This is a genomic window from Klebsiella sp. CN_Kp075, assembly GCF_040065055.2.
Taxonomy (GTDB): domain Bacteria; phylum Pseudomonadota; class Gammaproteobacteria; order Enterobacterales; family Enterobacteriaceae; genus Klebsiella; species Klebsiella aerogenes.
Genome location: NZ_CM198050.1, coordinates 3,992,231 through 4,015,962 on the forward strand (window position 1 = coordinate 3,992,231; position 23,732 = coordinate 4,015,962).

Consider the following 23,732-nt stretch of genomic DNA (forward strand, 5'->3'; position numbering starts at 1 on the left):
TTGAATATTAACTGCGAATTAGCACGACGTGTTGTTGGGTTTTTAATGTTTTGTGCGCTTAAAAATCAAGGAATTATCATTTTGTGCCGTTAAAATAAAAGCGCCGCGAAATTGCGCGGCGCTTCATAAAAATGAAATCTATTTACTGGTTAAATTGTCGGAATAACGCTTTACCTTTTAATAAGCGTAATCCCAACCAACCGCCGCACAACGATAATAAAATAGCGCCTGAGAGTGGCAGCATCACCCACAGCCGCCAGTCCGGCGTCCATGGAAAATCAAACACTTTGGTTTGCAGCATCGCCAGCGCCACCTCGGCGCCAATGGCCGCCACCAGCCCCGACACCACGCCAAGCAGGGCAAACTCCGCCCACAGCGTGGTGCGCAGCAAGACTTTACCGGCCCCCAGCGTCCGCCAGACGACCAGCTCCTGATGCCGCTGGCGCATCCCGACCTGCACCTGGGCCAGCAGCAATAGCACGCCACAGGCGGTGACCAGCACCACCATGACCTCCAGCGCCCGACTGACCTGCGTCAACACCTGGCCGACCTGGCGCAGGATGGCGCCGATATCCAGCAGGCTGACGGTAGGAAACTCGCGGTTAAGCTGGGTCAGCATCGCGTTGCCATTATCCCAACGGAAGCTGGTAAGCCAGCTTTGCGGCTGCCCATCCAGCGCCCCCGGCGGGAAAATAAAGAAGAAGTTGGGCCGCAGGCTCTCCCAGTCAACTTTGCGCACGCTGGTCACCTTAGCGCTAAATTGCTGGGTATCGCCGGTAAAGGTGACGCTATCACCGATCCTGACGCCTAACCGCTGCGCCAGCCCCTCTTCAATCGACACCTCGCCAGACTTCGGCGGCCAACTGCCGGCCACCAGCGGATTATGATCCGGGCGCTGCTCGCTCCAGGTGAGATTAAGCTCGCGGTTTAGCGCTTCGTCTTTATTGCCCTCGGTGGTTTGACCGTTAATCTGCGTCAGCCGCGCGCGCACGATGGGATAAAACTCCGCCGCCCGGGTCTGGTGTTCGGCGAGGAATGTCTTCACCGGAACTACCTGTTCGGGAGCGATATTAATCAGAAAGTAGTTCGGGCTTTCCGGCGGCAGCTGCTGCTGCCAGCGTTCGAGCAAATCGCCGCGTAACACCAACAGCAGAGCCAGCAGCATAAACGACAGTGAAAACGCCGCCAGTTGGCTCAGCGTTGACCACGGCTGGCGCAACAGACGGTTCACCGCCAGGCGCAGCGGCAACGCTTTTAGCGTGACGCGCTTGAGCAACCACAGCAAGGCCCAGCCTACCAGCCCGCATAGCAGCGCCAGCACCAAGGCCCCGACCAGCACCGACCACAGTAGCGGGCTACCGCCCATCAGCCAGGCCAGTCCGCCGACAACCACCGCGCAGACCACGGGAATATAGTGTTTTAACGGCCAGACGTTAGCCACCACATCTTGCCGCAATACCCGCAGCGGCAGAGTCGCCAGCAGCAGCCGATAGGGCCGCCAGCCGACCAGCAGCGAAATCACCACCATCGCGCCGATAGCCCACAGCCACGGCCAGCCGCTGGCGGGCGGCAGCGCGGCGGGCAGCACCGGTTTAAGCATCAGCAGCAGGGCTTTTTCCAGCAGCAGCCCCATCGCGCCCCCCGCCGCAACCGCCAGCATCAGCAACATTAGCCACTGACCGACGATAAGTTTACGCAGCTGCGCCCGCCCGGCGCCTAAGGTTTTGAGAATAGCGACCAGATCGTAGCGGCTGCGGCAGTAATGCCCCATCGCGACCGCCACCGCGGCGACTGCCAGCAGCAACGTTAATAACGCGGACAGCAGTAAAAATTGCTGCGAGCGCTCCAGCGATTTACCCAGCGCGCTATCATCCTGCTCCAGGCCAATCCAGCGATGTTCCGCGCCAAGCTTCGGCAATAGCCACCGCTCGTAGGCCGCCAGCTGCTGCGCGCTACCGGCAAACTTATAGCGCCAGGAGACGCGGCTGCCGGGCTGTACCGCGCCGGTTTTCGCCACATCGGCGATATTCATCATTAGCCGCGGCGCCATCTGGAAGGGGTTGAAGCCGGCGTCAGGCTCCTGAATGACCTCGCCGGCGATGCGCAAGGTAGCGTCGCCAACATCAATGTTATCGCCGGTTTTTAGATTCAGCAGCGCCATCAGCCTCGGCGCCAGCAGGACGCTGCCGCGCTGCGGTTTTAATCCCGCCGGAGAGGTCTCCAGCGTGCCGTACAGCGGATAAGTATCATCAACCGCTTTGACATCCGCCAGTTGCGGGGTATCTACAGCGAAAGTCATGGTGGCAAAGCTCAGCTGTTCGCCCACGGTTAACCCGAGCGCGCGCGCCTCGGCGATCCACTCGGCGGGCACTTCGCGTGAACTGCGCAAGGTGCGATCCCCGGCCATAAATTCGCGGCTTTGCTGGCTCAACCCTTTTTCCATACGGTCGCTGATTGAGCCCAGCGCCAGCACGCAGGCCACCGCCATGCTCAATGCCAGCCAGACGATGAGCAGTGAAGGCGAGCGCCATTCGCGCCAGAACCAGCGGGCTATCATGCTTCCTCCTGCAACTTGCCATCCACCAGGCGTAAGCGACGATCGCAACGCGCCGCCAGCAGCGGATCGTGGGTCACCAGAATTAGGGTGGTGCCGTGTTCGCGGTTGAGTGAGAACAGCAGATCGGCGATTTTATCGCCGGTGTGACGGTCGAGATTACCGGTCGGCTCATCGGCAAATAGCAGCGCCGGACGGCCGTTAAAGGCGCGAGCCAGCGCCACTCGCTGCTGCTCGCCGCCGGAAAGCTGCGCCGGTAAATGGTGCAGGCGTTTGCCAAGCCCTAGCTGTTCAAGCAGCGCGCGCGCATCGCCGCGGCTTTGGCTATCGCTGGCGCCGCGCAGCAAGGCCGGCAGCTCGACGTTCTCCAGGGCATTTAGCGTCGGAATCAACATAAACGATTGAAAGACAAAGCCTACGTGCTTCGCGCGTAACGTCGCCCTCGCCTCTTCATCCATCTGATGCAGCGGCTGCCCCAAAAGAGACACTTCGCCGCTGCTGCCGTCGTCGAGCCCGGCGAGAATGGCCAGCAGCGTGGATTTCCCGGAACCGGACTCGCCAATCAGGGCGATGGTTTGCCCCGGTTTGACAACCAGCTCAACTCCGGTAAGGATGGACAACTGATGCTCTCCCTGACCGACGGATTTCTTAAGATGATGAACTTCAAGTATGTTTTCCGCTGGCATTTGCCTTTCCTGTTTATGGTTCTGTTTACCTGCCGCGCAATGGCGGCGGATACGCTGTTAGTGCTTGGCGATAGCCTGAGCGCCGGCTATCGAATGGCGGCCAATACGGCCTGGCCTGCTCTGCTTAATGAGAAGTGGCAGGCCAAAACGACGGTGGTCAACGCCAGTATCAGCGGCGACACCTCGCAGCAGGGACTGGCGCGCCTGCCGGCGCTACTGAAGCAGCACCAGCCGCGCTGGGTGCTGGTGGAACTGGGCGGCAACGACGGGCTGCGTGGTTTCCCGCCGCAGCAAACGGAGCAGACGCTGCGTACCGTTATTCAGGATATCAAAGCGGCGAAGGCCCAGCCGCTGCTGATGCAAATACGCCTGCCCGCCAACTATGGGCGCCGTTATAATGAAGCCTTTAGCGCGATATATCCGCAACTGGCCAAAGAGTTCGATATTCCTCTGCTGCCCTTTTTTATGGAAGAGGTTTATCTCAAGCCACAATGGATGCAGGACGACGGCATTCATCCTAATCGCGATGCGCAACCGTTTATTGCCGACTGGATGGCAACCCGGTTGGCTCCCTTAGTTAATCATGACTCCTGAACGCCGGGAGTCATTCACAGGTAAAGTTATGCAAAAATCGGTTTTAGTTACAGGATGTTCCAGCGGAATTGGCCTCGAAAGCGCGCTCGATTTAAAACGCCAGGGCTTTCGGGTACTGGCCGCCTGCCGTAAGGGGGAGGATGTCGCCCGTATGCAGGAACTGGGTCTGACCGGTATTTTGCTGGATCTCGATGACCCGCAAAGCGTCGAAAATGCCGCCGCCGAGGTCATCGCGCTGACCGGGAACCGCCTGTATGGCCTGTTCAATAATGCTGGCTACGGCGTCTACGGTCCGCTCACCACCATCAGCCGTCAGCAAATGGAACAGCAGTTTTCCGCCAACTTTTTCGGCGCCCACCAGCTCACCATGCTGCTGCTGCCCGCTATGCAGCCGCACGGCGAGGGCCGCATCGTGATGACCTCTTCGGTGATGGGGCTGATTTCCAGCCCCGGCCGCGGCGCCTATGCCGCCAGTAAATACGCGCTGGAGGCGTGGTCCGATGCCCTGCGCATGGAGCTCCGCCACAGCGGCATAAAAGTCAGCCTGATTGAGCCTGGGCCAATCCGTACCCGCTTTACCAACAACGTTAACCAGACCGGCGACAAGACGGTAGAGAACCCAGGCATTGCCGCGCGCTTTACGCTCGGCCCGGAGGCGGTAGTGGAAAAAGTGCGTCACGCCTTCGTCAGCGACAAGCCGAAACTGCGCTATCCGGTGACGCTGGTCACCCACGCGGTAGGCTGGTTAAAACGCCTGCTGCCGGCACGTGCGATGGACAAAATTATCCAGGGCTGAGTTGAAGCGCTGAATGTCGCCCCCATCTAAAACAGAAATCGACTAACGAGATACGCCCATGTCCGAACAGAATATTGTCAATATTACCGAAGCCAACCTGCAGCAGACGCTGCAGCAATCCATGAACGCGCCGGTGCTGTTTTATTTCTGGTCCGCCCGCAGCCAGCACTGCGAACAGCTGACGCCGGTGCTTGAGCGCCTGGCCGCCCAATACCACGGTCAGTTTACGCTGGCGAAGGTAGATTGCGACGCGGAGCAAATGCTGGCTTCGCAGTTTGGTCTGCGCGCGATTCCGACGGTGTATCTGTTCCAGAACGGCCAGCCGGTAGATGGTTTTGAAGGCCCGCAGCCGGAAGAAGCCATCCGCGCCCTGCTGGATAAAGTACTGCCGCGCGAAGAAGAATTGAAAGCGCAAGAAGCGCTGGCGCTGATGCAGGAAGAAAAATACGCCGACGCGCTGCCGCTGCTGAAAGACGCCTGGCAGTTGTCTAACCAGGATAGCCAGATTGGCCTGTTGCTGGCGGAAACGCTAATTGCCCTGCAGCGTTCCGATGAGGCTGAAAGCGTGCTGAAAACCGTGCCGCTGCAGGATCAGGACACCCGTTATCAGGGGCTGGTGGCGCAGATTGAACTGCTTAAGCAGGCCGCCGATACCCCGGAAATCCAGCAACTACAGCAGCAGGTCGAGCAGAACCCGGACGACGCGGCGCTGGCGTCTCAGCTGGCGTTGCAGTTGCACCAGGTCGGGCGCAACGAAGAAGCGCTGGCGCTGCTGTTCACGCATCTGCAAAAAGATTTAGGCGCCGGCGATGGCCAGGTTCGCAAAATGCTGCAGGAGATCCTCGCGGCGCTCGGTACCGGAGACGCCCTGGCGGCGAAATACCGCCGCCAGCTGTATTCATTGCTGTACTAATCAGAGGCGCTGACCCGGATAGCGCTACGCTTATCCGGGCTACAGATTACGCCGTGGTAGCCCGGGTAAGGCGTAAGCCGCTACCCGGGAATGCTTACGGGCGCTTTTTCAACTGCGTCACCACCAGTTGATGACGGGTATTGAAGAACTTCCGGTAAGTCAGATAGCCGGCAATAATCGTCGACAGGCTGGCGGTCGACAGCAACATAAACGTGACCATAATCTGATACTTAATCGCCTTCACCGGGTCAATCCCGGCGAAAATCAGTCCCGACATCATCCCCGGCAAACTCACCAGTCCGACCGTTTTCGCTGAATCTACCGTGGGAATCAACGAGGCGCGAATGCTGTCGCGGATCAGCCGCGCGGAGGCCATCTTCGGCGTCGCGCCGAGGCTTAGCTTCTCCTGAATCTGCTGCTGCTCACTGTTAAAACGCTGGCCCATATTGTTGTAGCACAGCCCTACCGCCACCATAGCGTTACCGGCCACCATGCCGGCAATCGGAATAACCTGCATCGGCACAAAGGCGATCGACCCCGAGAAGACCAGCACCGCCAGGGTTAGTCCGGCGCCGGTGGTAATAGCGATAAACGATGAGACAAAAGCTTTGTCGATATATTTACTGCGCTTCTTCGCATTCCACGCCGCGTTAAAGCAGATGAACAGCACCATCAATAGCGTTAACACCGCATGGTTAACGTTAAAGATATATTTCAGCACGTAGCCGACGATGATGAGTTGCACTATCGCCCGGCAAATGCTCCAGATAATATCTTTTTCCAGCGCCAGCTTTTCCCGATAGCTCACAACGATCGCCACCAGCACCAGCACCATCGAGAGCGCCAGCGATTCGTTAGTAATATTATGCCCGTTCATTTTTCCCCTCCTGCATTTTCCCGCCAGCAGGCTGTAGCGTAATCACTTCATCAGCGTGGGCAATTTCGTTCTGGTCGTGAGTGACCCACAGAATGGCCATTCCTTTTTCCGTCGCGTAGCGATGAATAATCTCGTTAACGTTGCGCTTATTGCTCTCATCCAGCGCGCTGGTAATTTCATCCAGCAGCAGCACCTGCGGCAGAAACTGCAGATTACGAATGAGCGAGACCCGCTGTTTTTCGCCGCCGGACAATTCGTTAATCGATTTCTCCAGCGTATTATCCGCCAGCCCGAAGCGTTCGAGATCGGCAATCAGCGCTTTAGGATCCGGCTGTTTGTTGCGGATCTGCCATGGGAAAACCAGGTTGTCGTAGACCGAATCGCCGAATAGCGCCGGAGTTTGCGCGCAATAAGAGACCTGCTGGCGATAGTTTTCCGGCGACAGCGTAGTGATATCGGTATCGTTGAAAAAAATCTCTCCGCTGGTCGGGCTCAGCAGAGAGGCGATGATTTTCAGTAACGTACTTTTGCCGCATCCGGATGGCCCGGTAATTAACTTAAACTCTCCAGCCCTAATCCGGAGATCGATATTATTCAGGATGACCGCGTCGTCGGTTTTAAAACCAACACCCTCGAGGCGCAAAATCGCGTTATTTTCCTTCATTATATGTCCAATTAATTTCCTAAAACGCAGACAGTTTACTCCAGTTTTCTTTCACCGGAACAAGGAGAAAGTTATACTCTGTTTAAATCTGCGCCATTTCGCTGCGGCGCCCATCAGGCAACAAGACAGGAGGTTTTTGATGCTGATTTTTATCCCCGTTCTTATTTTTGTCGCACTGGTCATTGTGGGGGCGGCAGTAAAAATCGTGCCGCAGGGTTATCAATGGACCGTCGAACGCTTTGGCCGCTACACGCAGACGCTGCAGCCGGGCTTAAGTTTAGTGGTACCGTTTATGGATCGCATCGGCCGCAAAGTGAACATGATGGAGCAGGTACTGGATATCCCTTCGCAGGAAGTCATCTCCCGCGATAACGCCAACGTCACCATTGACGCCGTCTGCTTCATCCAGGTGATCGATGCGCCAAAAGCCGCCTATGAAGTCAGTAATCTTGAGCTGGCGATCGTCAATCTGACGATGACCAACATTCGTACCGTACTCGGCTCGATGGAGCTGGATGAAATGCTCTCCCAGCGCGATAGCATTAACACTCGCCTGCTGCATATCGTCGACGATGCCACCAATCCGTGGGGGGTGAAAATCACCCGTGTCGAAATCCGCGACGTTCGCCCGCCGGCGGAGCTTATCTCCTCGATGAACGCCCAGATGAAAGCTGAGCGAACCAAACGCGCTTATATCCTCGAGGCGGAAGGGGTGCGTCAGGCGGAAATCCTCAAAGCCGAAGGTGAAAAGCAGTCGCAGATCCTCAAAGCCGAAGGCGAACGGCAGTCGGCCTTCCTGCAGGCGGAAGCCCGCGAACGTTCCGCCGAAGCGGAAGCCCGCGCCACCCAGATGGTCTCATCGGCGATTGCGTCAGGCGACATTCAGGCGATTAACTACTTCGTGGCGCAGAAATATACCGACGCGCTGCAGCAGATTGGCGCCGCCAACAACAGTAAAGTGGTGCTGATGCCGCTGGATGCCAGCAGTCTGATGGGCTCGATCGCCGGGATCGGCGAACTGCTGAAAGAGAGCAGCGCCGAACGGAAAAAATCATGATCGCCCTGATCCTCGCCCATCCGCATATTTTCTGGCTGACCCTTGGCGGGCTGTTGCTGGCGGCAGAGATGCTCGGCAGCAATGGCTACCTGCTGTGGAGCGGCGTAGCTGGCGTGGTTACCGGCCTGCTGACCTGGGTTATTCCATTTAGTTGGGAATGGCAAGGGACGCTGTTTGCCGTCCTTACCCTGCTGGCGGCGTGGCTGTGGTCAAAATGGCTGCGTAAACGCATGAGGCAGCAGCGCCCCGCCGACGCGCAGCTTAACCAGCGCGGCCAGCAGCTGGTTGGCCGTCGTTTCACACTCGACAACGCGCTGGAAAACGGTCGCGGCCACGTCCGCGTCGGCGATAGCTCCTGGCCGGTGATTGCCGATGAAGACCTTGCGGCGGGCAGCAAGGTTGAAGTGGTCGCCGTCGAAGGCATTACCTTGCGGATAAGAGCCGCCGTCCGCTAAGCCTGCGCTTTGCGGTGACAACAGCCGGAAAGATTATCAATAATCGGGCAATCCGCGCTCTCATCGCCGGGGCAGGCGTCCGCCAGCGCCAGCAGATGCGCGCGCATGTTTTGCAACTCGCGGATATGGTTCTCAATATCCGCGACTTTCTCCAGCGTTCTTTTTTTCACATCGGCGCTGTGCCGCGACGGATCGTTGAATAACGCCACCAGCTCGCGGCACTCCTCCAGATTAAATCCCACCTGCCGCGCCTGGCGCAGCAGCGTCAGTTCATCCAGATGCTTTTGACTATAGGTACGGTAGCCGTTATCGCTACGCAGCGGCGCCGTCACCAGCCCTTTCTCTTCGTAAAAACGAATCGCTTTGCTGGTTAAGCCGGTTTTTTTCGCCACATCGCTAATATTCATTTTTCCCCCTTGACCTTCCCCTTGCTGGAAGGTTTAACCTTCTTAATACTCGATGAAAGAGTGTGTTCGGTCAATCATTAACCGGAAATTATTCAGGAGTTATTTATGTCTAACACTATCGACCTGACGCTTGATGGCCTCTCCTGCGGCCACTGCGTTAAACGCGTGAAAGAGAGCCTCGAACAGCGTCCCGACGTTGAACAGGCGGAGGTCACTGTTACCGAAGCCCACGTCACGGGCAGCGCCAGCGCTGAAGCCCTGATTGAGACCATCAAACAAGCCGGATACGGCGCGGAGCTCAGCCACCCAAAGGCTAAACCGCTGGCAGAATCATCAATCCCGTCGGAAGCACTGACAGCGGCCACTCCCGAGCTTCCGGCAGCCCATGACGAGGATGACAGTCAACAGCTGCTGATCAACGGCATGAGCTGCGCCAGCTGCGTTTCCCGGGTACAAAACGCGCTTGCCGCGGTGCCGGGAGTCTCACAGGCGCGGGTAAACCTGGCGGAACGCACTGCGCTGGTGATGGGCAGCGCGTCCGCCGCAGAATTAGTGCAGGCGGTGGAAAAAGCCGGCTACGGCGCGGAGGCTATCGAAGACGATCTGAAACGCCGCGAACGGCAGCAGGAAACCGCCATCGCCACCATGAAACGTTTTCGCTGGCAGGCGATTGTCGCCCTGCTGGTCGGCGTGCCGGTCATGGTCTGGGGCATGATTGGCGATAACATGATGGTCAGCGACGACAATCGATCGCTGTGGCTGGTCATCGGCCTCATCACCCTCGCGGTGATGGTCTTCGCTGGCGGTCACTTCTACCGCAGCGCCTGGAAAAGCCTGAAAAACGGCACCGCCACCATGGATACGCTGGTGGCGCTGGGAACCGGGGTGGCCTGGCTGTACTCCATGAGCGTCAACCTGTGGCCGCAGTGGTTCCCGATGGAAGCGCGCCACCTGTATTACGAAGCCAGCGCGATGATCATTGGTCTTATCAACCTCGGCCATATGCTGGAAGCCCGCGCGCGCCAGCGATCCTCGAAAGCGCTGGAAAAACTGCTCGACCTGACGCCGCCTTCGGCACGCGTCGTGACGGCTGAAGGCGAGAAAGATCTGCCGCTCGCGGAAGTTGAGGCGGGGATGACGCTGCGTCTGACCACTGGCGATCGCGTTCCGGTTGACGGCGTGATAAGCCAGGGCGAAGCCTGGTTTGATGAAGCCATGCTCACCGGCGAACCGGTACCGCAGCAAAAAGGCGATGGCGACGCCATTCATGCCGGTACCGTGGTGCAGGACGGCAGCGTGCTGTTTACCGCCAGCGCCGTCGGCAGCCAGACCACGCTGGCGCGGATTATTCGCATGGTGCGCCAGGCGCAAAGTAGCAAACCGGAAATCGGCCAACTAGCAGATAAAATCTCTGCGGTATTTGTTCCGGCAGTGGTAGCCATTGCGCTGATTAGCGCCGGTATCTGGTACTTCTTCGGCCCGGCGCCGCAAATCGTCTATACCCTGGTCATTGCCACCACGGTACTGATTATCGCCTGTCCATGCGCATTGGGCCTGGCGACGCCGATGTCGATTATTTCCGGCGTCGGCCGGGCGGCGGAATACGGCGTGCTGGTGCGTGACGCCGATGCTCTGCAGCGCGCCAGTGAACTCGACACCCTGGTGTTCGATAAAACCGGTACCCTGACCGAAGGCAAGCCGCAGGTGGTGGCCGTGAAAACCTTCGCAGGGTTTGATGAAACAACCGCGGTGCGTCTTGCCGCCGCGCTCGAGCAAGGCTCAAGCCATCCGCTGGCGCGGGCGATCCTCGATAAAGCCGCCGACAGCACTTTACCGGAAGTAAGCGGCTTCCGTACCCTGCGCGGGCTTGGCGTCAGCGGTGAAGCGGAAGGTCATCGACTGCTGCTCGGCAACCAGGCGCTGCTTAACGAGCAGCATATCGCCACCGCGGAACTGGAAAGCGAGATGACGACACAGGCCTCGCGCGGCGCCACGCCGGTACTGCTTGCGATCGATGGTCAGGCCGCGGCGCTGTTCGCCATCCGCGACCCGCTACGTGAAGATAGCGTCGACGCGCTGGCGCGCCTGCATCGGCAGGGCTATCGTCTGGTAATGCTCACCGGGGATAACCCGACCACCGCCAATGCCATCGCCAAAGAAGCGGGCATTGATGAAGTGATCGCCGGCGTGCTGCCGGACGGTAAAGCCGACGCCATTAAACGCCTGCAGAGTCAGGGACACAAAGTGGCGATGGTCGGCGACGGTATTAATGACGCCCCGGCGCTGGCGCAGGCGGATGTTGGTATCGCCATGGGCGGCGGCAGCGATGTCGCCATTGAGACCGCGGCGATCACCCTGATGCGCCATAGCCTTAACGGCGTGGCCGATGCTTTAGCGATTTCGAAAGCGACGTTACGCAACATGAAACAGAACCTGCTGGGCGCATTTGTTTACAACTCACTGGGCATCCCGATTGCCGCCGGGATCCTCTGGCCGCTGACCGGTACCCTGCTGAACCCGGTAGTCGCCGGCGCGGCAATGGCGCTGTCGTCAATCACCGTGGTCAGTAACGCTAACCGCCTGCTGCGCTTTAAACCGAAAGATTAGCGCAGTCACCGGAAAACGGGCGCTGAGGTTACTCAGCGCCCGTTTATTTCCTGGCGACAATAAAAAACCGCGGGGAAGATGACGGCCACCACCATATGCGCTAGCATGAATGCCTCACACTTCGGAGCGCGTATGGGCCTGTTAAACCGAATAAAAATGCTGTGGCGAGCCGCCGTCGGCTCGTCTTATTCCTGGCCTGCAATGGATATCGTCCTGCCCGGCGAACGTTATTTACACCTCGTAGGCAGCATCCATATGGGCACCCGCGACATGGCGCCGCCGCCGGCTAAGCTACTGAAAAAAATACGTCAGGCCGACGCCTTAATCGTCGAAGCGGACATCACCGGTAATGAAACGCCTTTCAGTAATCTCCCCTCTTATCCACCGCTGGCTGAACGTCTGAGCGAAACACAATTAGCAGAATTACGCTCACGCGCCGGCGAGCTGGGTTTATCGGTCGATCTTTTCGATAGCCAGCCGCTATGGCAGGTAGCGATGGTGCTACAAGCTACTCAGGCGCAAAAGCTAGGGTTACGCCCCGATTACGGTATTGATTACCAGTTGCTGATGGTCGCTCGCGAGAGCAACATAAGGGTGATGGAGCTGGAAGGCGCCGATAGCCAAATCGCGCTCCTGCGCAATCTGCCAGACGGCGGTAAGGCGCTGCTGGAAGATACGCTGACCCACTGGCGCACCAACGCCCGTTTACTGCAGGTCATGATTGGCTGGTGGCTGGAGCAACCGCCGTCGCGCGGCGCGGAAACGCTGCCGACGACCTTCAGCCAGTCCTTATATGATGTGTTGATGCATCAGCGCAATGTGGCCTGGCGCGACACGCTGCTTGCCCTGCCGCCGGGGCGTTACGTGGTCGCCGTCGGCGCGCTGCATCTGTATGGCGAAGGGAACCTGCCGGATATGTTGACGTAAAAAAATGGCCAATATTGCTATTGGCCCGTCAAAGAGGAATTTCATCATTATTATTATCCCGGGATATACATCCCGGATCGTCTGATTGTCGCTCAAAGTGACCATCACTGCCAATACTATTGCGCAAGATGGTACTATTTTTTATACAACCCTCACGCGTATGCTGGTCATACGTTAGGTCGGTTGGTAAGAAGGATTACTATGACTCCCGCCGTTAAATTACTCGAAAAAAACAAAATTACCTTTCAGATCCACAGCTACGAACACGATCCTCAAGAGACCAATTTTGGCGATGAAGTGGTTCGCAAGCTGGGGCTCAATGCGGATCAGGTTTACAAGACGCTATTAGTGGCCGTTAACGGCGATATGAAACATCTGGCGGTCGCCGTCACCCCGGTTGCCGGACAGTTGGATTTGAAGAAAGTGGCCAAAGCACTGGGCGCCAAGAAGGTAGATATGGCCGACCCAATGGTCGCGCAGCGGATCACCGGATACCTGGTCGGCGGCATCAGCCCGCTTGGGCAGAAAAAGCGCCTGCCGACGGTGATTGATGCCCCGGCGCAGGAGTTTGCCACCATCTATATTTCCGGCGGTAAACGCGGGCTCGATATCGAACTGGCGGCAAGCGATCTGGCGAAGCTTCTGGACGCGAAGTTCGCCGATATCGCCCGCCGCGATTGAGCACACTATCCCGGATAGCGGCGCACGCGCCTTATCCGGGCTACCCAACGGGTAGCCACGGTATGAATAGCCAACCTGAAGCCCAGGCTTACTGCCAGCTGACCTCGCCTTTTGGCTCGTAGGCCGCCGCATCCAGAGGCGAGTTCTTCTCGATGTACTCTTTCAGCACCTCGGCATCGATAAAGCCGGTATTTACGTATCCCGGTTTATTATCGATGTGCGGGTAGCCGTCACCGCCGGTGGCGTTAAAGCTCAGCGTCGCCATACGGTAAGTTTTCGCCGGATCCACCGGTTCGCCTTTAATTTTCAGATCGTTAAGCTTGCCATCTTTGGCAACGAAACTGACGTTGGCGAACTGCGGATAAGCGCCGGAATCCGGCTTCATCTGCGCGACGGCGGTCAGGTACTCAATCACCTCTTTACCACTCATATCGACGTAAGTCAGCACGTTGCCGAACGGCTGCACTTTCATCACGTCTTTATAGGTAATATCACCCGCTTCGATGGAGTCGCGAATACCGCCGCCGCTCATCACCGCGAAATCAGCATTGCTGCGCGCCATCTGCGCCGCCAGAAGCAGGCGCCCCATATTGGTTTGTACGAAGCGAACTTTGCTGCGATCGCCTTCAAGATGGCCGTTGACGCTGCCTATTTTCACCTGTAACTGCGCCTTGCCTTTATTCTGGAACGGCGTTAACAGCGAGAGCATCTGCGGGTTTTCGGCAATCTGCGGCGTATACAACACGCGCTCGCTCTGACCGTTATCCCAGGTGACTTTCTTCTTCAGGTTGACCGGGATCAGCTGATAGTGCACCAGCTTCATCTCACCGTTGCGGAATTCAAAATCGGCACGACCGACATATTTCCCCCACTCGTGCGCCTGCACGATCCAGATGCCATTCTGGCGATCCGGCGCGCACGGGGTACCGGGGACATAATCGACCTGCTTTTTATTCTCCGACGCCATGCAGACCGGATCCTGCGAATGGCCGCCGACGATCATCGCCAGCGATCCCGCTGGTAAACTCCGCGCCATTTCAACGTCTCCCGGCGCGTTAGAGCCGTGATTACCGTTGTCATAGTGGCCCATGTGGGTGGTCGCCAGAATCACGTCCGGCTTTTCATTTTGCTGCAGTTCCTGAATCACCAGCTTGGCTTCCGCCGCCGGATTACGGAATTCGATATCGGTGAAATATTCCGGGTTGCCGATTTTCGCCGTATCGTCGGTCGTTAAGCCAATCACCGCAATGTTCAGTCCGCCGCGCTTAAACAGCGCCCAGGGTTTAAACAGGCGCTCGCCGGTGCTTTTCTGATAGATATTGGCCGACAGGAACGGGAACTTCGACCACTTCTCCTGCTGGCGCAGCACGCTGAGCGGGTTATCAAACTCATGGTTGCCCACCGCCATGGCATCGTAGCCAATCAGGTTCATGCCGCGAAAATCGGGTTCAGCATCCTGTAAATCGGATTCTGGCACCCCGGTATTGATATCGCCGCCGGACAGCAGCAGGACGCTACCGCCTTCGGCCGCCACCTCTTTGCGAATACCGTCCACCAGCGTCTTCTGCGCCGCAAGGCCATATTCGCCGTAGTCGTTGCGCCAGAAATGACCGTGGTGGTCGTTGGTGTGCAGGATGGTGATTTTATAGGTTTTGTCCTGCTCATAGGCCTGCGCTGACAGGCTGCCCAGCGATAAGGCGGCGAATAACGCCAGCGCCACGCCGCGTTTTAAATAATGCATGTTTCACTCCCTGACTTAATAACAAGTGCCGAAAGTATAGCGAGTCAGCCGCTTTGACAAATATGTTTTCAGAATTGCGACTTCCTTCAAACCTTAGGGACAGGTATGTTAGTCTGATAATAATTCTACCCGTCATACTTCAAGTTGCATGTGCGTTGGCAATAACTCGGCCCATCCCTGGGCCTCGCCCTTACGGGCGCAGTGAACTGCGTTCAAATTCGTTCCTGACGAATTTGTCCTCGCTCACCCCAGTCACTTACTAGAGTAAGCTCCTGGGGATTCTCTGTGTCGCCGCCTTCTTGCAACTCGAATTATTTAGGGTATCAACCTGCATTCTCTACAACAAATAGAACTCGCTGAAGTGAACCTATGACAACCAACCAATCCGCTCAATCCTTACCCGGTACCGGCGCGCCGCCGCAAAAAGCGCGCACCTCATTTGGCATCCTGGGGGCAATCAGCCTCTCCCATCTGCTAAACGATATGATCCAATCGCTCATCCTGGCGATTTATCCGCTACTGCAGGCGGAGTTCTCGTTAACCTTCGTGCAGATCGGCATGATCACCCTCACCTTCCAGCTGACGTCATCGCTATTCCAGCCGGTGATTGGTTACATCACCGATAAACGCTCGATGCCGTGGTCATTACCGGTAGGGATGTGTTTCACCCTCTGCGGCTTAATTCTGTTAGCGCTGGCCGGTAGCTTCGGCATGGTACTGCTGGCCGCTGCGCTTGTCGGCACCGGCTCTTCGGTCTTCCATCCGGAATCCTCGCGCGTGGCGCGGATGGCCTCCGGCGGCCGTCACGGTCTGGCGCAATCGCTATTCCAGGTTGGCGGCAACTTCGGCAGCTCGCTGGGGCCGCTGCTGGCGGCGGTGATTATCGCCCCCTACGGCAAAGGCAACGTCGCCTGGTTCGTGCTGGCCGCGCTGCTGGCGATCGTCGTGCTGTCGCAAATCAGCCGCTGGTACGCCGCGCAACATAGGATGAATAAAGGCAAGCCGAAGCCGGTTATCGTTAATCCTCTGCCGCGTAACAAGGTTATCCTGGCCGTCTGCATCCTGTTAATGCTGATTTTCTCCAAATACTTCTACATGGCGAGTATTAGCAGCTATTACACCTTTTATCTGATGCACAAGTTCGGATTATCGGTGCAAAACGCCCAGCTTCACTTGTTCGCCTTCCTGTTCGCGGTGGCCGCAGGAACGGTGATTGGCGGGCCAGTTGGCGATAAAATTGGTCGTAAATATGTAATTTGGGGCTCTATCCTCGGCGTGGCGCCATTTACCCTCATTTTACCGTACGCATCGCTCGAATGGACCGGGATCCTGACCGTGATAATTGGTTTTATCCTCGCATCAGCCTTTTCCGCTATTCTGGTCTATGCCCAGGAGCTGTTGCCGGGGAGAATCGGTATGGTTTCCGGCCTGTTCTTCGGATTCGCGTTTGGCATGGGCGGCCTTGGCGCCGCGGTGTTGGGGTTGTTAGCCGACCATACCAGCATCGATCTGGTCTATAAAATCTGTGCTTTCCTGCCGCTTCTCGGCATTCTGACGATATTCCTGCCTAATAACCATCAAAAAGCCTGAGTATCTGGCGGCCAAAGTGAAAGTTTGGCCGCCGCAATCCCTTATCTCATCAGCATTACCTCACCATGACCTGCCGCCATTTTCCTGTCTGTGCTTTTTTCTGCCGTAATTCCAATTTTTCGCAAATTTCAATAATTATTCATAAACAAAACGAGCAAAAGTGTCATAAACTATTAATCGGTTTTTTGCTTTAAGTAGCGAAAATGGATCGGCTCACCACACGCAAGGAGACGGAATGCATCACGCAACACCGCTAATCACCACCATTGTCGGCGGCCTTGTGCTCGCCTTTATCCTCGGCATGATTGCCAATAAGCTACGTATTTCACCACTGGTAGGATATTTATTAGCGGGCGTGCTGGCCGGTCCATTTACTCCTGGTTTTGTTGCTGATACTAAACTTGCGCCTGAACTGGCCGAACTCGGCGTCATCTTGCTGATGTTTGGCGTCGGGCTGCACTTTTCGCTGAAAGATCTCATGGCGGTAAAGTCGATAGCCATTCCCGGCGCCATCGCCCAGATAGCCGTGGCGACGCTGCTCGGGATGGCGCTCTCTTCCCTGCTCGGCTGGTCGCTGATGACCGGCATCGTCTTTGGCCTGTGTCTTTCCACCGCCAGTACCGTGGTGCTGCTGCGCGCGCTGGAGGAACGGCAGCTTATTGATAGCCAGCGTGGGCAAATCGCCATCGGCTGGCTGATCGTTGAAGATTTAGTGATGGTACTGACGCTGGTGCTGCTGCCCGCTATCGCCGGGATGGTCGAAAAAGGCGATGTCGGGCTGGCGTCGTTGGCGCTCGACATGGGCATTACCATCGGTAAAGTGGTCGCCTTTATCGCCATTATGATGCTGGTGGGACGCCGTCTGGTGCCGTGGATCATGTCGCGCAGCGCGGCAACCGGCTCCCGCGAACTGTTTACCCTGTCGGTGCTGGCGCTGGCGCTCGGCATCGCCTTCGGCGCCGTTGAGCTGTTCGACGTCTCCTTCGCCCTCGGCGCATTCTTCGCCGGGATGGTGCTTAACGAATCCGAACTCAGCCACCGCGCCGCTCACGATACGCTGCCGCTACGCGACGCTTTCGCGGTGCTATTCTTCGTCTCCGTCGGGATGCTGTTTGACCCGATGATTCTGGTCGAACAGCCGCTGGCGGTGCTGGCAACGCTGGCGATTATCATTTTTGGTAAATCCGCCGCCGCCTTCTTCCTGGTACGTATGTTCGGCCACTCGCCGCGTACCGCCCTGACCATCGCCGCCAGCCTGGCGCAAATCGGGGAATTCGCCTTTATCCTTGCCGGTCTCGGCATGGCGCTGGATCTGCTGCCGCAGGCCGGGCAGAACCTGGTGCTGGCCGGGGCGATAATTTCGATTATGCTCAACCCGGTGCTGTTTACCCTGCTGGAAAAATATCTCGATAAAACCGAAACCCTCGACGAACAGACGCTGGAAGAGGTGCTGGAAGACGAAAAACAGGTGCCTGTGGATATCTGCAACCATGCGCTGCTGGTCGGCTTTGGCCGCGTCGGCAGCCTGCTTGGCGAGAAACTAATGGCCCAGGGGATCCCGCTGGTGGTGATTGAAACCTCCCGCACCCGCGTGGATGAGCTACGCGAACGCGGCATCAGCGCCGTGTTGGGCAATGCCGCCAACGAAGAAATCATGAATCTGGCGCATCTCGACTGCGCCCGCTGGCTGCTGCTGACCATTCCTAACGGCTATGAAGCCGGTGAAATTGTCGCCTCAGCGCGGGAAAAATGCCCGAACATTGAGATTATCGCCCGCGCCCATTACGACGATGAGGTCGATTATATTACCGAACGCGGAGCCAATCAGGTGGTGATGGGGGAACGCGAAATCGCGCGGGCGATGTTACGTCTGCTGGAAACGCCGCCGGCTGGCGAGATTGTTACCGGTTGATACGACGCCCCGCTCGCGGGGCGTACTCTTATCGCGGGATTAACGGTCCCAGTAGGCCTCTTCCAGGCTATCTTCCCGCTCCGGCAGGCCGCGGGTTAAACGCGGCGAATGCTGATTCAGCACCTGATAGCTGACGCGGTTGGCGTATTTGCACACCTGCGCCAGCGATGAGTAGGTCAGCCATTTGCACTTATGTTTGCTGGAGTTCGGCACGTTATTACGATGGTAGTTATTGGCGGTGATATCATGTAACAACGCCGCCAGCGCGCCGTCCCCTGCGCCATTGGTGTTCATGATCTTCTCCGGGCCGCCCATATAAGGCGCGATGTGCGAATAGATACGCAGCGGATTAACGCAATCCTGGTGGCGCATCGCACGGCTGAATTCATACTGGTTGAACTCGGCAATCGCCCCCGGCAGGAGCGGATGCTGCGTTTTACGCTTCGCTTCCTCTTCGGTGAAGCTCGCCATATACAGGCCCGCCGGACCTGCGGTGCACAGCACCAGGTCGACCCAGTCCAGCGCTTTATCCGCCGCGGTGAGCGGGTCGGCGATACCGGTCAGCGCTTCCGCTTCCTCTTCATTCATCGCCAGAATCGAAACGTGTTCCTTGAGGAACTGCTGCCACCATTGCGGGTTGTCGGCAATCACGTATTTCGTGCCCAGCGTCAGCACCACCGGCACATCATGCTTTTTGGCATACTCAATGGCTTTCATCGTCGCGTCCGGCATCGGCTCGCCCGGTTTACAGCGCACCAGGTAGGAGGTCAGCACCAGCGCGGAAGCGCCGGCAATCACCTCTTCCGGAATGCTTTCCGGACGCAGCTTGTTCATGTGGCCAGGGCTGATGGCAAAGGTACGTTCGCCGCTATCGCTAATCAGCGTAAAACAGCGGCCAATAGCGCCATCGACGCCCTGCAGGTAGTTGAGATCGGTACGGCTGGAGGTATTGCACAGGTAGCGATAAGCGTAGCCGCCGATCTCAATATTGCTGCACATCACGCCGAGCAGCACCGAGCGGTCGTCCGCCAGCACCGAATAATTGTGCATGGTATTGCCAATGGTGCCTCCGGCAAATTGATGGGTGATCAGGCCGTCGCGCACCAGTTCCTGATACAGCGCTTCAGCGACATCATCTTCAATCACCAGCGAATGACCGGCGCTCAGGCCGTAGCGTACGATAAACGCCTCATCCACTTTCGCTTCGATATCCACCAACGTCTGGTCGATGCCAACCACCCAGGAGACGTTGGACTCATTTTCTGGCTGAATTTGTTGCAGCAGCGGATCGCGAGCGCTAACGGGGAAATAGTGTTTAGATTTGCGTTTACCGGGAAATTTCATAGTGGCGATTTAATGACAGGGAACAAGCGGGGAATAGTAGCATATTCCCCGCTACGCGCGCGATCAGCGATACGACGCGGTCAGGTTCACCATCATTTCAATATGCGCCGGATCGGCATTAAGCGCCGGAATATACTCATATTGCTTACCGCCAGCCTCAAGGAAAATTTCCCGGTTCTGCACCGCGATTTCTTCCAGCGTTTCCAGACAGTCAGCGGAGAAGCCCGGACAGATAACCTGAACGTGCTGTGTGCCCTTTTCGCCAAGCATTTTTAGCGTTTCGTCGGTGTATGGCGTCAACCAGGGTTCGCGGCCAAAGCGCGACTGGAAGGTCATCATCACCCGCTCCGGCGGCAGCCCGAGCACTGAGACCAGCTCGCGAGTGGTTACCCGGCAGCGCTGCGGGTAATCATCGCCCTCATGGGCGTAGCGTTGCGGAATACCGTGATAGGAGAGCAGCAGCACATCCGGTTCGCCGTGAACGGCGAACGAAGCGCGCACGCTGGCCGCCAGGGCGTGGATATAGTCAGCGTTATCGGCATAGTCGCGGATAAACGAAACGCCCGGAATAGCGCGCTTTTTCGCGAGGATCCGCGCCAGCTCATCCCATACCGCCGCCACGGTAGAACACGAATATTGCGGATACAGCGGCAATACCACGATATGGTCAACATCCTGGGCCAGTAGCTCATCGACAGCGCTTGCCAGTGACGGCGTGCCGTAGCTCATCCCCAGGGCCACCGGGACATCCGGTAATCTGGCCGCCAGCGCCTGCTGCTGCTGACGGCTATACACCATCAACGGCGAGCCTTCCGCCATCCATACGGACTGATAGAGCTTCGCCACGCGGGGAGCGCGAATCGGCAGTATGATGCCGCGCAGCAGCGGCCACCACAGCAGACGAGGCGTATCCACTACCCGTTTGTCGCTAAGAAATTGTCGCAGATAGCGCTTCACCGCATCGGGCGTGGGCGCATCGGGAGTGCCTAAATTGGCTAGCAAAATACCTGTTTTCGTCTGATGCATTACCGCCTCTTAACCATTTGAATCGCTGACAATTGTAGCGTAAATGGCGTTAAACGGAACCAATCATAGCAAAAGGTAGAAATGAGAGGTGTTCTCATCCTGCCGCAGCAGGATGAGAAAGGGCTTAATTAGCCGAGGATTTTTTCCAGATCGGCGCGCACGTCAGCCACCGCTTTAGTGCCGTCGACTTTCGCGTACTGGGTGTTACCCGCCTGCGCTTCTTTCTGATAGTAGCCGATCAGCGGCGCAGTCATCTGATGGTATTCCACCAGACGCTTGCGTACGGTTTCTTCCTGATCGTCTTTACGGGTGGTCAGCTCTTCGCCGGTCACGTCGTCTTTACCTTCAACCTTCGGCGGGTTGAATTTGATGTGATAGACGCGGCCGGAAGCGGCGTGTACGCGGCGGCCCACGATACGATCGACGATCAGTTCGTCCGGTACCGCGAACTCCAGAACGTAGTCAACGGCGATGCCGGCTTCTTTCATAGCGTCAGCCTGCGGGATAGTGCGCGGGAAGCCGTCCAGCAGGAAACCGTTACGGCAATCTTCCTGGGCGATACGCTCTTTCACCAGCGCGATGACCAGCTCATCGGTCACCAGTTTGCCGGCATCCATAATGTCTTTCGCTTGTTTACCGAGCTCGGAGCCGGATTTTACCGCGGCGCGCAGCATGTCGCCGGTGGAGATTTGCGGAATACCGTATTTCTCCATGATGAACTGAGCCTGAGTTCCTTTACCCGCGCCCGGAGCGCCAAGCAGAATAATACGCATTACGAAAATCCCCTCAAATGTCGTTTCAATTTTTCAAAAAACGCTAAACCATACCACCAGAACGGCCATGGCTCAAGGAAGGCGGTGCGGCTGAAACGGTTAATGGTGAGATATTTTACGGTTGGGGAAGATTAAGGCCCTCACCCCGGCCCTCTCCCGCAGGGAGAGGGAGAAAAGCCCCCCAGCTGCGAGCTGTCCCCTCTCCCTTTAGGGAGAGGGTTAGGGTGAGGGTAAAGCTTAGGACGCCAGCAGCTGGTTCATACGACGGATGAACTGGTTAGGATCCTCCAGCGTGCCGCGTTCCGCCAGCAGCGCCTGATCCAGCAGCAGCTCAACCCACTCGCCAAACTGCGCGTCGTCCTGGGTATCGGCGGCGCGTTTGACCAGTGGATGCGCCGGGTTCAGCTCGAAGATGTATTTCACTTCCGGCGCCGCCTGACCGGCAGCGGCGAACAGCTTCGCCATCTGGGTGCTCATTTCGTCGGCATCGGTGGTGACAATCGCCGGAGTGTCGGTCAGACGATGCGTCAGACGCACCTCTTTCACGCGCTCGCCCAGTAGGCCTTTCACGCGCTCAACGAACGGCTCCAGCGCTTTTTCAGCTTCTTTGGCGGATTCGTCAACTTCGTCCGCCAGTTTCTCCAGCGACTCGTCGGCTTTAGCGACCGACTGGAACGCTTTACCGTCGAACTCGGTCAGGTAGCTCATCATCCACTCGTCAATGCGATCGGACAGCAGCAGAACTTCGATACCTTTCTTACGCAGCAGCTCGAGATGCGGGCTGCTCTTCGCCGCCGCATAGCTGTCGGCAGTGATGTAGTAGATCTTCTCCTGCCCTTCTTTCATGCGCGAGACGTACTCTTCCAGCGACACGGTCTGCGCGGAAGAATCGGTATGAGTAGTGGCGAAGCGCAGCAGCTTAGCAATGGCTTGCTGGTTGGAGGCATCTTCCGCCGGGCCTTCTTTCAGCACCAGGCCGAACTGTTTCCAGAAGGTCTGATATTTTTCGGCGTCGTCTTTCGCCAGTTTTTCGAGCATCTGCAGCACGCGTTTGGTCAGCGCGGTACGCAGGTTGCGGGTGACGTTGCTATCCTGCAGGATTTCACGCGACACGTTCAGCGGCAGGTCGTTGGAGTCTATCAGGCCGCGCACGAAACGCAGGTAGTTCGGCATAAACTGCTCGGCGTCATCCATGATGAAGACGCGCTGCACGTACAGCTTCAGGCCGTGCTTATGATCGCGGTTCCACATATCCCATGGCGCCTGCGACGGAATATACAGCAGGCTGGTATACTCCTGCTTACCTTCGACGCGGTTGTGGCTCCAGGTCAGCGGATCGCTGAAATCATGGGCAATATGCTTATAGAATTCTTTGTATTCGTCATCGCTGACTTCAGACTTGCTGCGGGTCCACAGCGCCTGCGCCTTGTTGATTTTCTCCCACGAAATAACGGTTTCGCCGTCCACTTCTTCGCGTTTTTCAATCTCAACCGGCAGCGCGATATGATCAGAATATTTGCTGATGATCGAGCGCACGCGCCAGTCGTTGAGGAAGTCGTCTTCGCCTTCACGCAGATGCAGCGTAATTTCAGTTCCACGATCGGCTTTGGTGATATCGGCAACGGTATATTCGCCTTCGCCAGCGGATTCCCAGAACACGCCGTTCTCCGGCTTGTCGCCCGCGGCGCGGGTGCGCACGGTGACTTTGTCGGCAACGATAAAGGCCGAATAGAAGCCGACGCCGAACTGGCCGATCAGCTGGCTGTCTTTCGCCTGATCGGAGCCCATCGATTCGAGGAACGCCTTGGTGCCGGATTTGGCGATGGTGCCGAGATGGTCAATAACCTCATCGCGGTTCATACCAATACCGTTATCGGCGATGGTCAGCGTGCGGTTGTCTTTATCAAACGATACGCGTACGCGCAGCTCGCCGTCACCTTCATACAGATCCGGCTGGGACAGCGCGCGGAAACGCAGCTTATCCGCCGCATCCGAGGCGTTAGAAATGAGCTCGCGCAGGAAGATTTCTTTGTTGGAATAAAGAGAATGGATCATCAGGTGCAGAAGCTGTTTCACTTCTGACTGGAAACCACGGGTTTCTTGTCCTTTCATGTAAGTCGACCTCAAC

20 protein-coding genes are annotated in these 23,732 nt (G+C 57.2%); 10 read left to right on the forward strand and 10 right to left on the reverse strand.

Annotated features, from left to right (window positions below; genetic code table 11):
* Nucleotides 1-142: 142 nt before the first annotated feature.
* Together ybbP and ybbA are read right to left on the reverse strand one after the other, a co-directional pair.
* Entirely contained in the window at nucleotides 143-2,557 is a 2,415-nt protein-coding gene (gene ybbP / locus ABLV78_RS19140; protein WP_047049493.1) for a putative ABC transporter permease subunit YbbP, read from the reverse strand.
* Nucleotides 2,554-3,240 (reverse strand): putative ABC transporter ATP-binding protein YbbA, encoded by a 687-nt coding sequence (gene ybbA, locus ABLV78_RS19145; protein WP_047049495.1) that lies wholly within the window; start codon nucleotides 3,238-3,240, stop codon nucleotides 2,554-2,556. The genes ybbP and ybbA overlap by 4 nt, the downstream gene beginning before the upstream one ends.
* On the opposite strand from ybbA, the gene tesA reads away from it, so the two are divergent.
* The 3 genes from tesA to ABLV78_RS19160 are packed head-to-tail and all read left to right on the forward strand — an operon-like array spanning nucleotide 3,211 to nucleotide 5,543.
* Nucleotides 3,211-3,834 (forward strand): multifunctional acyl-CoA thioesterase I/protease I/lysophospholipase L1, encoded by a 624-nt coding sequence (gene tesA, locus ABLV78_RS19150; protein ID WP_047049514.1) that lies wholly within the window; start codon nucleotides 3,211-3,213, stop codon nucleotides 3,832-3,834. The genes ybbA and tesA overlap by 30 nt on opposite strands.
* Complete coding sequence (locus ABLV78_RS19155; protein ID WP_161801889.1) at nucleotides 3,824-4,630, forward strand: SDR family oxidoreductase; 807 nt, start codon at nucleotides 3,824-3,826, stop codon at nucleotides 4,628-4,630. Before tesA ends, ABLV78_RS19155 begins: the two co-directional genes overlap by 11 nt.
* A 58-nt stretch (nucleotides 4,631-4,688) precedes the next feature.
* On the forward strand, nucleotides 4,689-5,543 hold the full coding sequence (locus tag ABLV78_RS19160) for a co-chaperone YbbN (protein WP_015367889.1): 855 nt from the start codon (nucleotides 4,689-4,691) through the stop codon (nucleotides 5,541-5,543).
* 94 nt (nucleotides 5,544-5,637) lie between these two features.
* Here ABLV78_RS19160 and fetB read toward each other — a convergent pair whose 3' ends face one another.
* Nucleotides 5,638-6,420 (reverse strand): iron efflux ABC transporter permease subunit FetB, encoded by a 783-nt coding sequence (gene fetB, locus ABLV78_RS19165; protein ID WP_045393489.1) that lies wholly within the window; start codon nucleotides 6,418-6,420, stop codon nucleotides 5,638-5,640.
* Nucleotides 6,407-7,084 (reverse strand): iron efflux ABC transporter ATP-binding subunit FetA, encoded by a 678-nt coding sequence (gene fetA, locus ABLV78_RS19170; protein WP_045393492.1) that lies wholly within the window; start codon nucleotides 7,082-7,084, stop codon nucleotides 6,407-6,409. Before fetA ends, fetB begins: the two co-directional genes overlap by 14 nt.
* A 139-nt stretch (nucleotides 7,085-7,223) precedes the next feature.
* Between fetA and ABLV78_RS19175 the strand changes: the two genes are divergently transcribed.
* Complete coding sequence (locus ABLV78_RS19175; RefSeq protein ID WP_020079443.1) at nucleotides 7,224-8,141, forward strand: SPFH domain-containing protein; 918 nt, start codon at nucleotides 7,224-7,226, stop codon at nucleotides 8,139-8,141.
* Nucleotides 8,138-8,596, forward strand: a complete 459-nt coding sequence (locus tag ABLV78_RS19180) for an NfeD family protein (RefSeq protein ID WP_045393498.1) — start codon at nucleotides 8,138-8,140, stop codon at nucleotides 8,594-8,596. Before ABLV78_RS19175 ends, ABLV78_RS19180 begins: the two co-directional genes overlap by 4 nt.
* Here the strand turns inward: ABLV78_RS19180 and cueR are convergent.
* Nucleotides 8,593-9,003 carry a Cu(I)-responsive transcriptional regulator gene (gene cueR / locus ABLV78_RS19185; RefSeq protein WP_045393501.1) on the reverse strand — a complete coding sequence of 137 codons (411 nt, stop codon included), beginning with the start codon at nucleotides 9,001-9,003 and terminating at the stop codon, nucleotides 8,593-8,595. The two genes, ABLV78_RS19180 and cueR, sit on opposite strands and share 4 nt — an antisense overlap.
* A gap of 105 nt (nucleotides 9,004-9,108) precedes the next feature.
* Here cueR and copA point away from each other — a divergent pair, with 105 nt between their 5' ends.
* From copA to ybaK, 3 genes are all read left to right on the forward strand, one after another.
* Nucleotides 9,109-11,610 (forward strand): copper-exporting P-type ATPase CopA, encoded by a 2,502-nt coding sequence (gene copA, locus ABLV78_RS19190; protein WP_047049497.1) that lies wholly within the window; start codon nucleotides 9,109-9,111, stop codon nucleotides 11,608-11,610.
* A gap of 132 nt (nucleotides 11,611-11,742) precedes the next feature.
* Entirely contained in the window at nucleotides 11,743-12,537 is a 795-nt protein-coding gene (locus tag ABLV78_RS19195; protein WP_045393507.1) for a TraB/GumN family protein, read from the forward strand.
* Between the two features lie 201 nt (nucleotides 12,538-12,738).
* The gene (ybaK, locus tag ABLV78_RS19200) at nucleotides 12,739-13,218 is read left to right on the forward strand and encodes a Cys-tRNA(Pro)/Cys-tRNA(Cys) deacylase YbaK (protein ID WP_015367897.1); all 480 of its coding nucleotides are present in this window, start codon (nucleotides 12,739-12,741) and stop codon (nucleotides 13,216-13,218) included.
* 88 nt (nucleotides 13,219-13,306) lie between these two features.
* Here the strand turns inward: ybaK and ushA are convergent, their stop codons facing one another.
* Nucleotides 13,307-14,959 (reverse strand): bifunctional UDP-sugar hydrolase/5'-nucleotidase UshA, encoded by a 1,653-nt coding sequence (gene ushA, locus ABLV78_RS19205; RefSeq protein WP_045393510.1) that lies wholly within the window; start codon nucleotides 14,957-14,959, stop codon nucleotides 13,307-13,309.
* A gap of 369 nt (nucleotides 14,960-15,328) precedes the next feature.
* Here ushA and ABLV78_RS19210 point away from each other — a divergent pair, with 369 nt between their 5' ends.
* Both ABLV78_RS19210 and ybaL read left to right on the forward strand, forming a co-directional pair.
* Nucleotides 15,329-16,549 (forward strand): MFS transporter, encoded by a 1,221-nt coding sequence (locus tag ABLV78_RS19210; protein ID WP_045393513.1) that lies wholly within the window; start codon nucleotides 15,329-15,331, stop codon nucleotides 16,547-16,549.
* A gap of 235 nt (nucleotides 16,550-16,784) precedes the next feature.
* Nucleotides 16,785-18,461, forward strand: coding sequence for a YbaL family putative K(+) efflux transporter (ybaL, locus tag ABLV78_RS19215; RefSeq protein WP_015367901.1), 1,677 nt, complete (start codon nucleotides 16,785-16,787; stop codon nucleotides 18,459-18,461).
* 39 nt (nucleotides 18,462-18,500) lie between these two features.
* On the opposite strand, the gene ABLV78_RS19220 is transcribed toward ybaL, so the two are convergent.
* The 4 genes from ABLV78_RS19220 to htpG all read right to left on the reverse strand — a co-directional run bounded on the left by ABLV78_RS19220 (nucleotide 18,501) and on the right by htpG (nucleotide 23,716).
* Nucleotides 18,501-19,805: an inosine/guanosine kinase gene (locus tag ABLV78_RS19220; protein ID WP_015367902.1), complete on the reverse strand. Its 1,305-nt coding sequence runs from the start codon at nucleotides 19,803-19,805 to the stop codon at nucleotides 18,501-18,503.
* 63 nt (nucleotides 19,806-19,868) lie between these two features.
* On the reverse strand, nucleotides 19,869-20,831 hold the full coding sequence (gene hemH, locus ABLV78_RS19225) for a ferrochelatase (RefSeq protein WP_047049499.1): 963 nt from the start codon (nucleotides 20,829-20,831) through the stop codon (nucleotides 19,869-19,871).
* Nucleotides 20,832-20,959: 128 nt separating this feature from the next.
* Nucleotides 20,960-21,604 carry an adenylate kinase gene (gene adk, locus ABLV78_RS19230; protein WP_015367904.1) on the reverse strand — a complete coding sequence of 215 codons (645 nt, stop codon included), beginning with the start codon at nucleotides 21,602-21,604 and terminating at the stop codon, nucleotides 20,960-20,962.
* A 237-nt stretch (nucleotides 21,605-21,841) separates the two neighbouring features.
* Complete coding sequence (gene htpG / locus ABLV78_RS19235; RefSeq protein ID WP_045393519.1) at nucleotides 21,842-23,716, reverse strand: molecular chaperone HtpG; 1,875 nt, start codon at nucleotides 23,714-23,716, stop codon at nucleotides 21,842-21,844.
* Nucleotides 23,717-23,732: the final 16 nt, after the last annotated feature.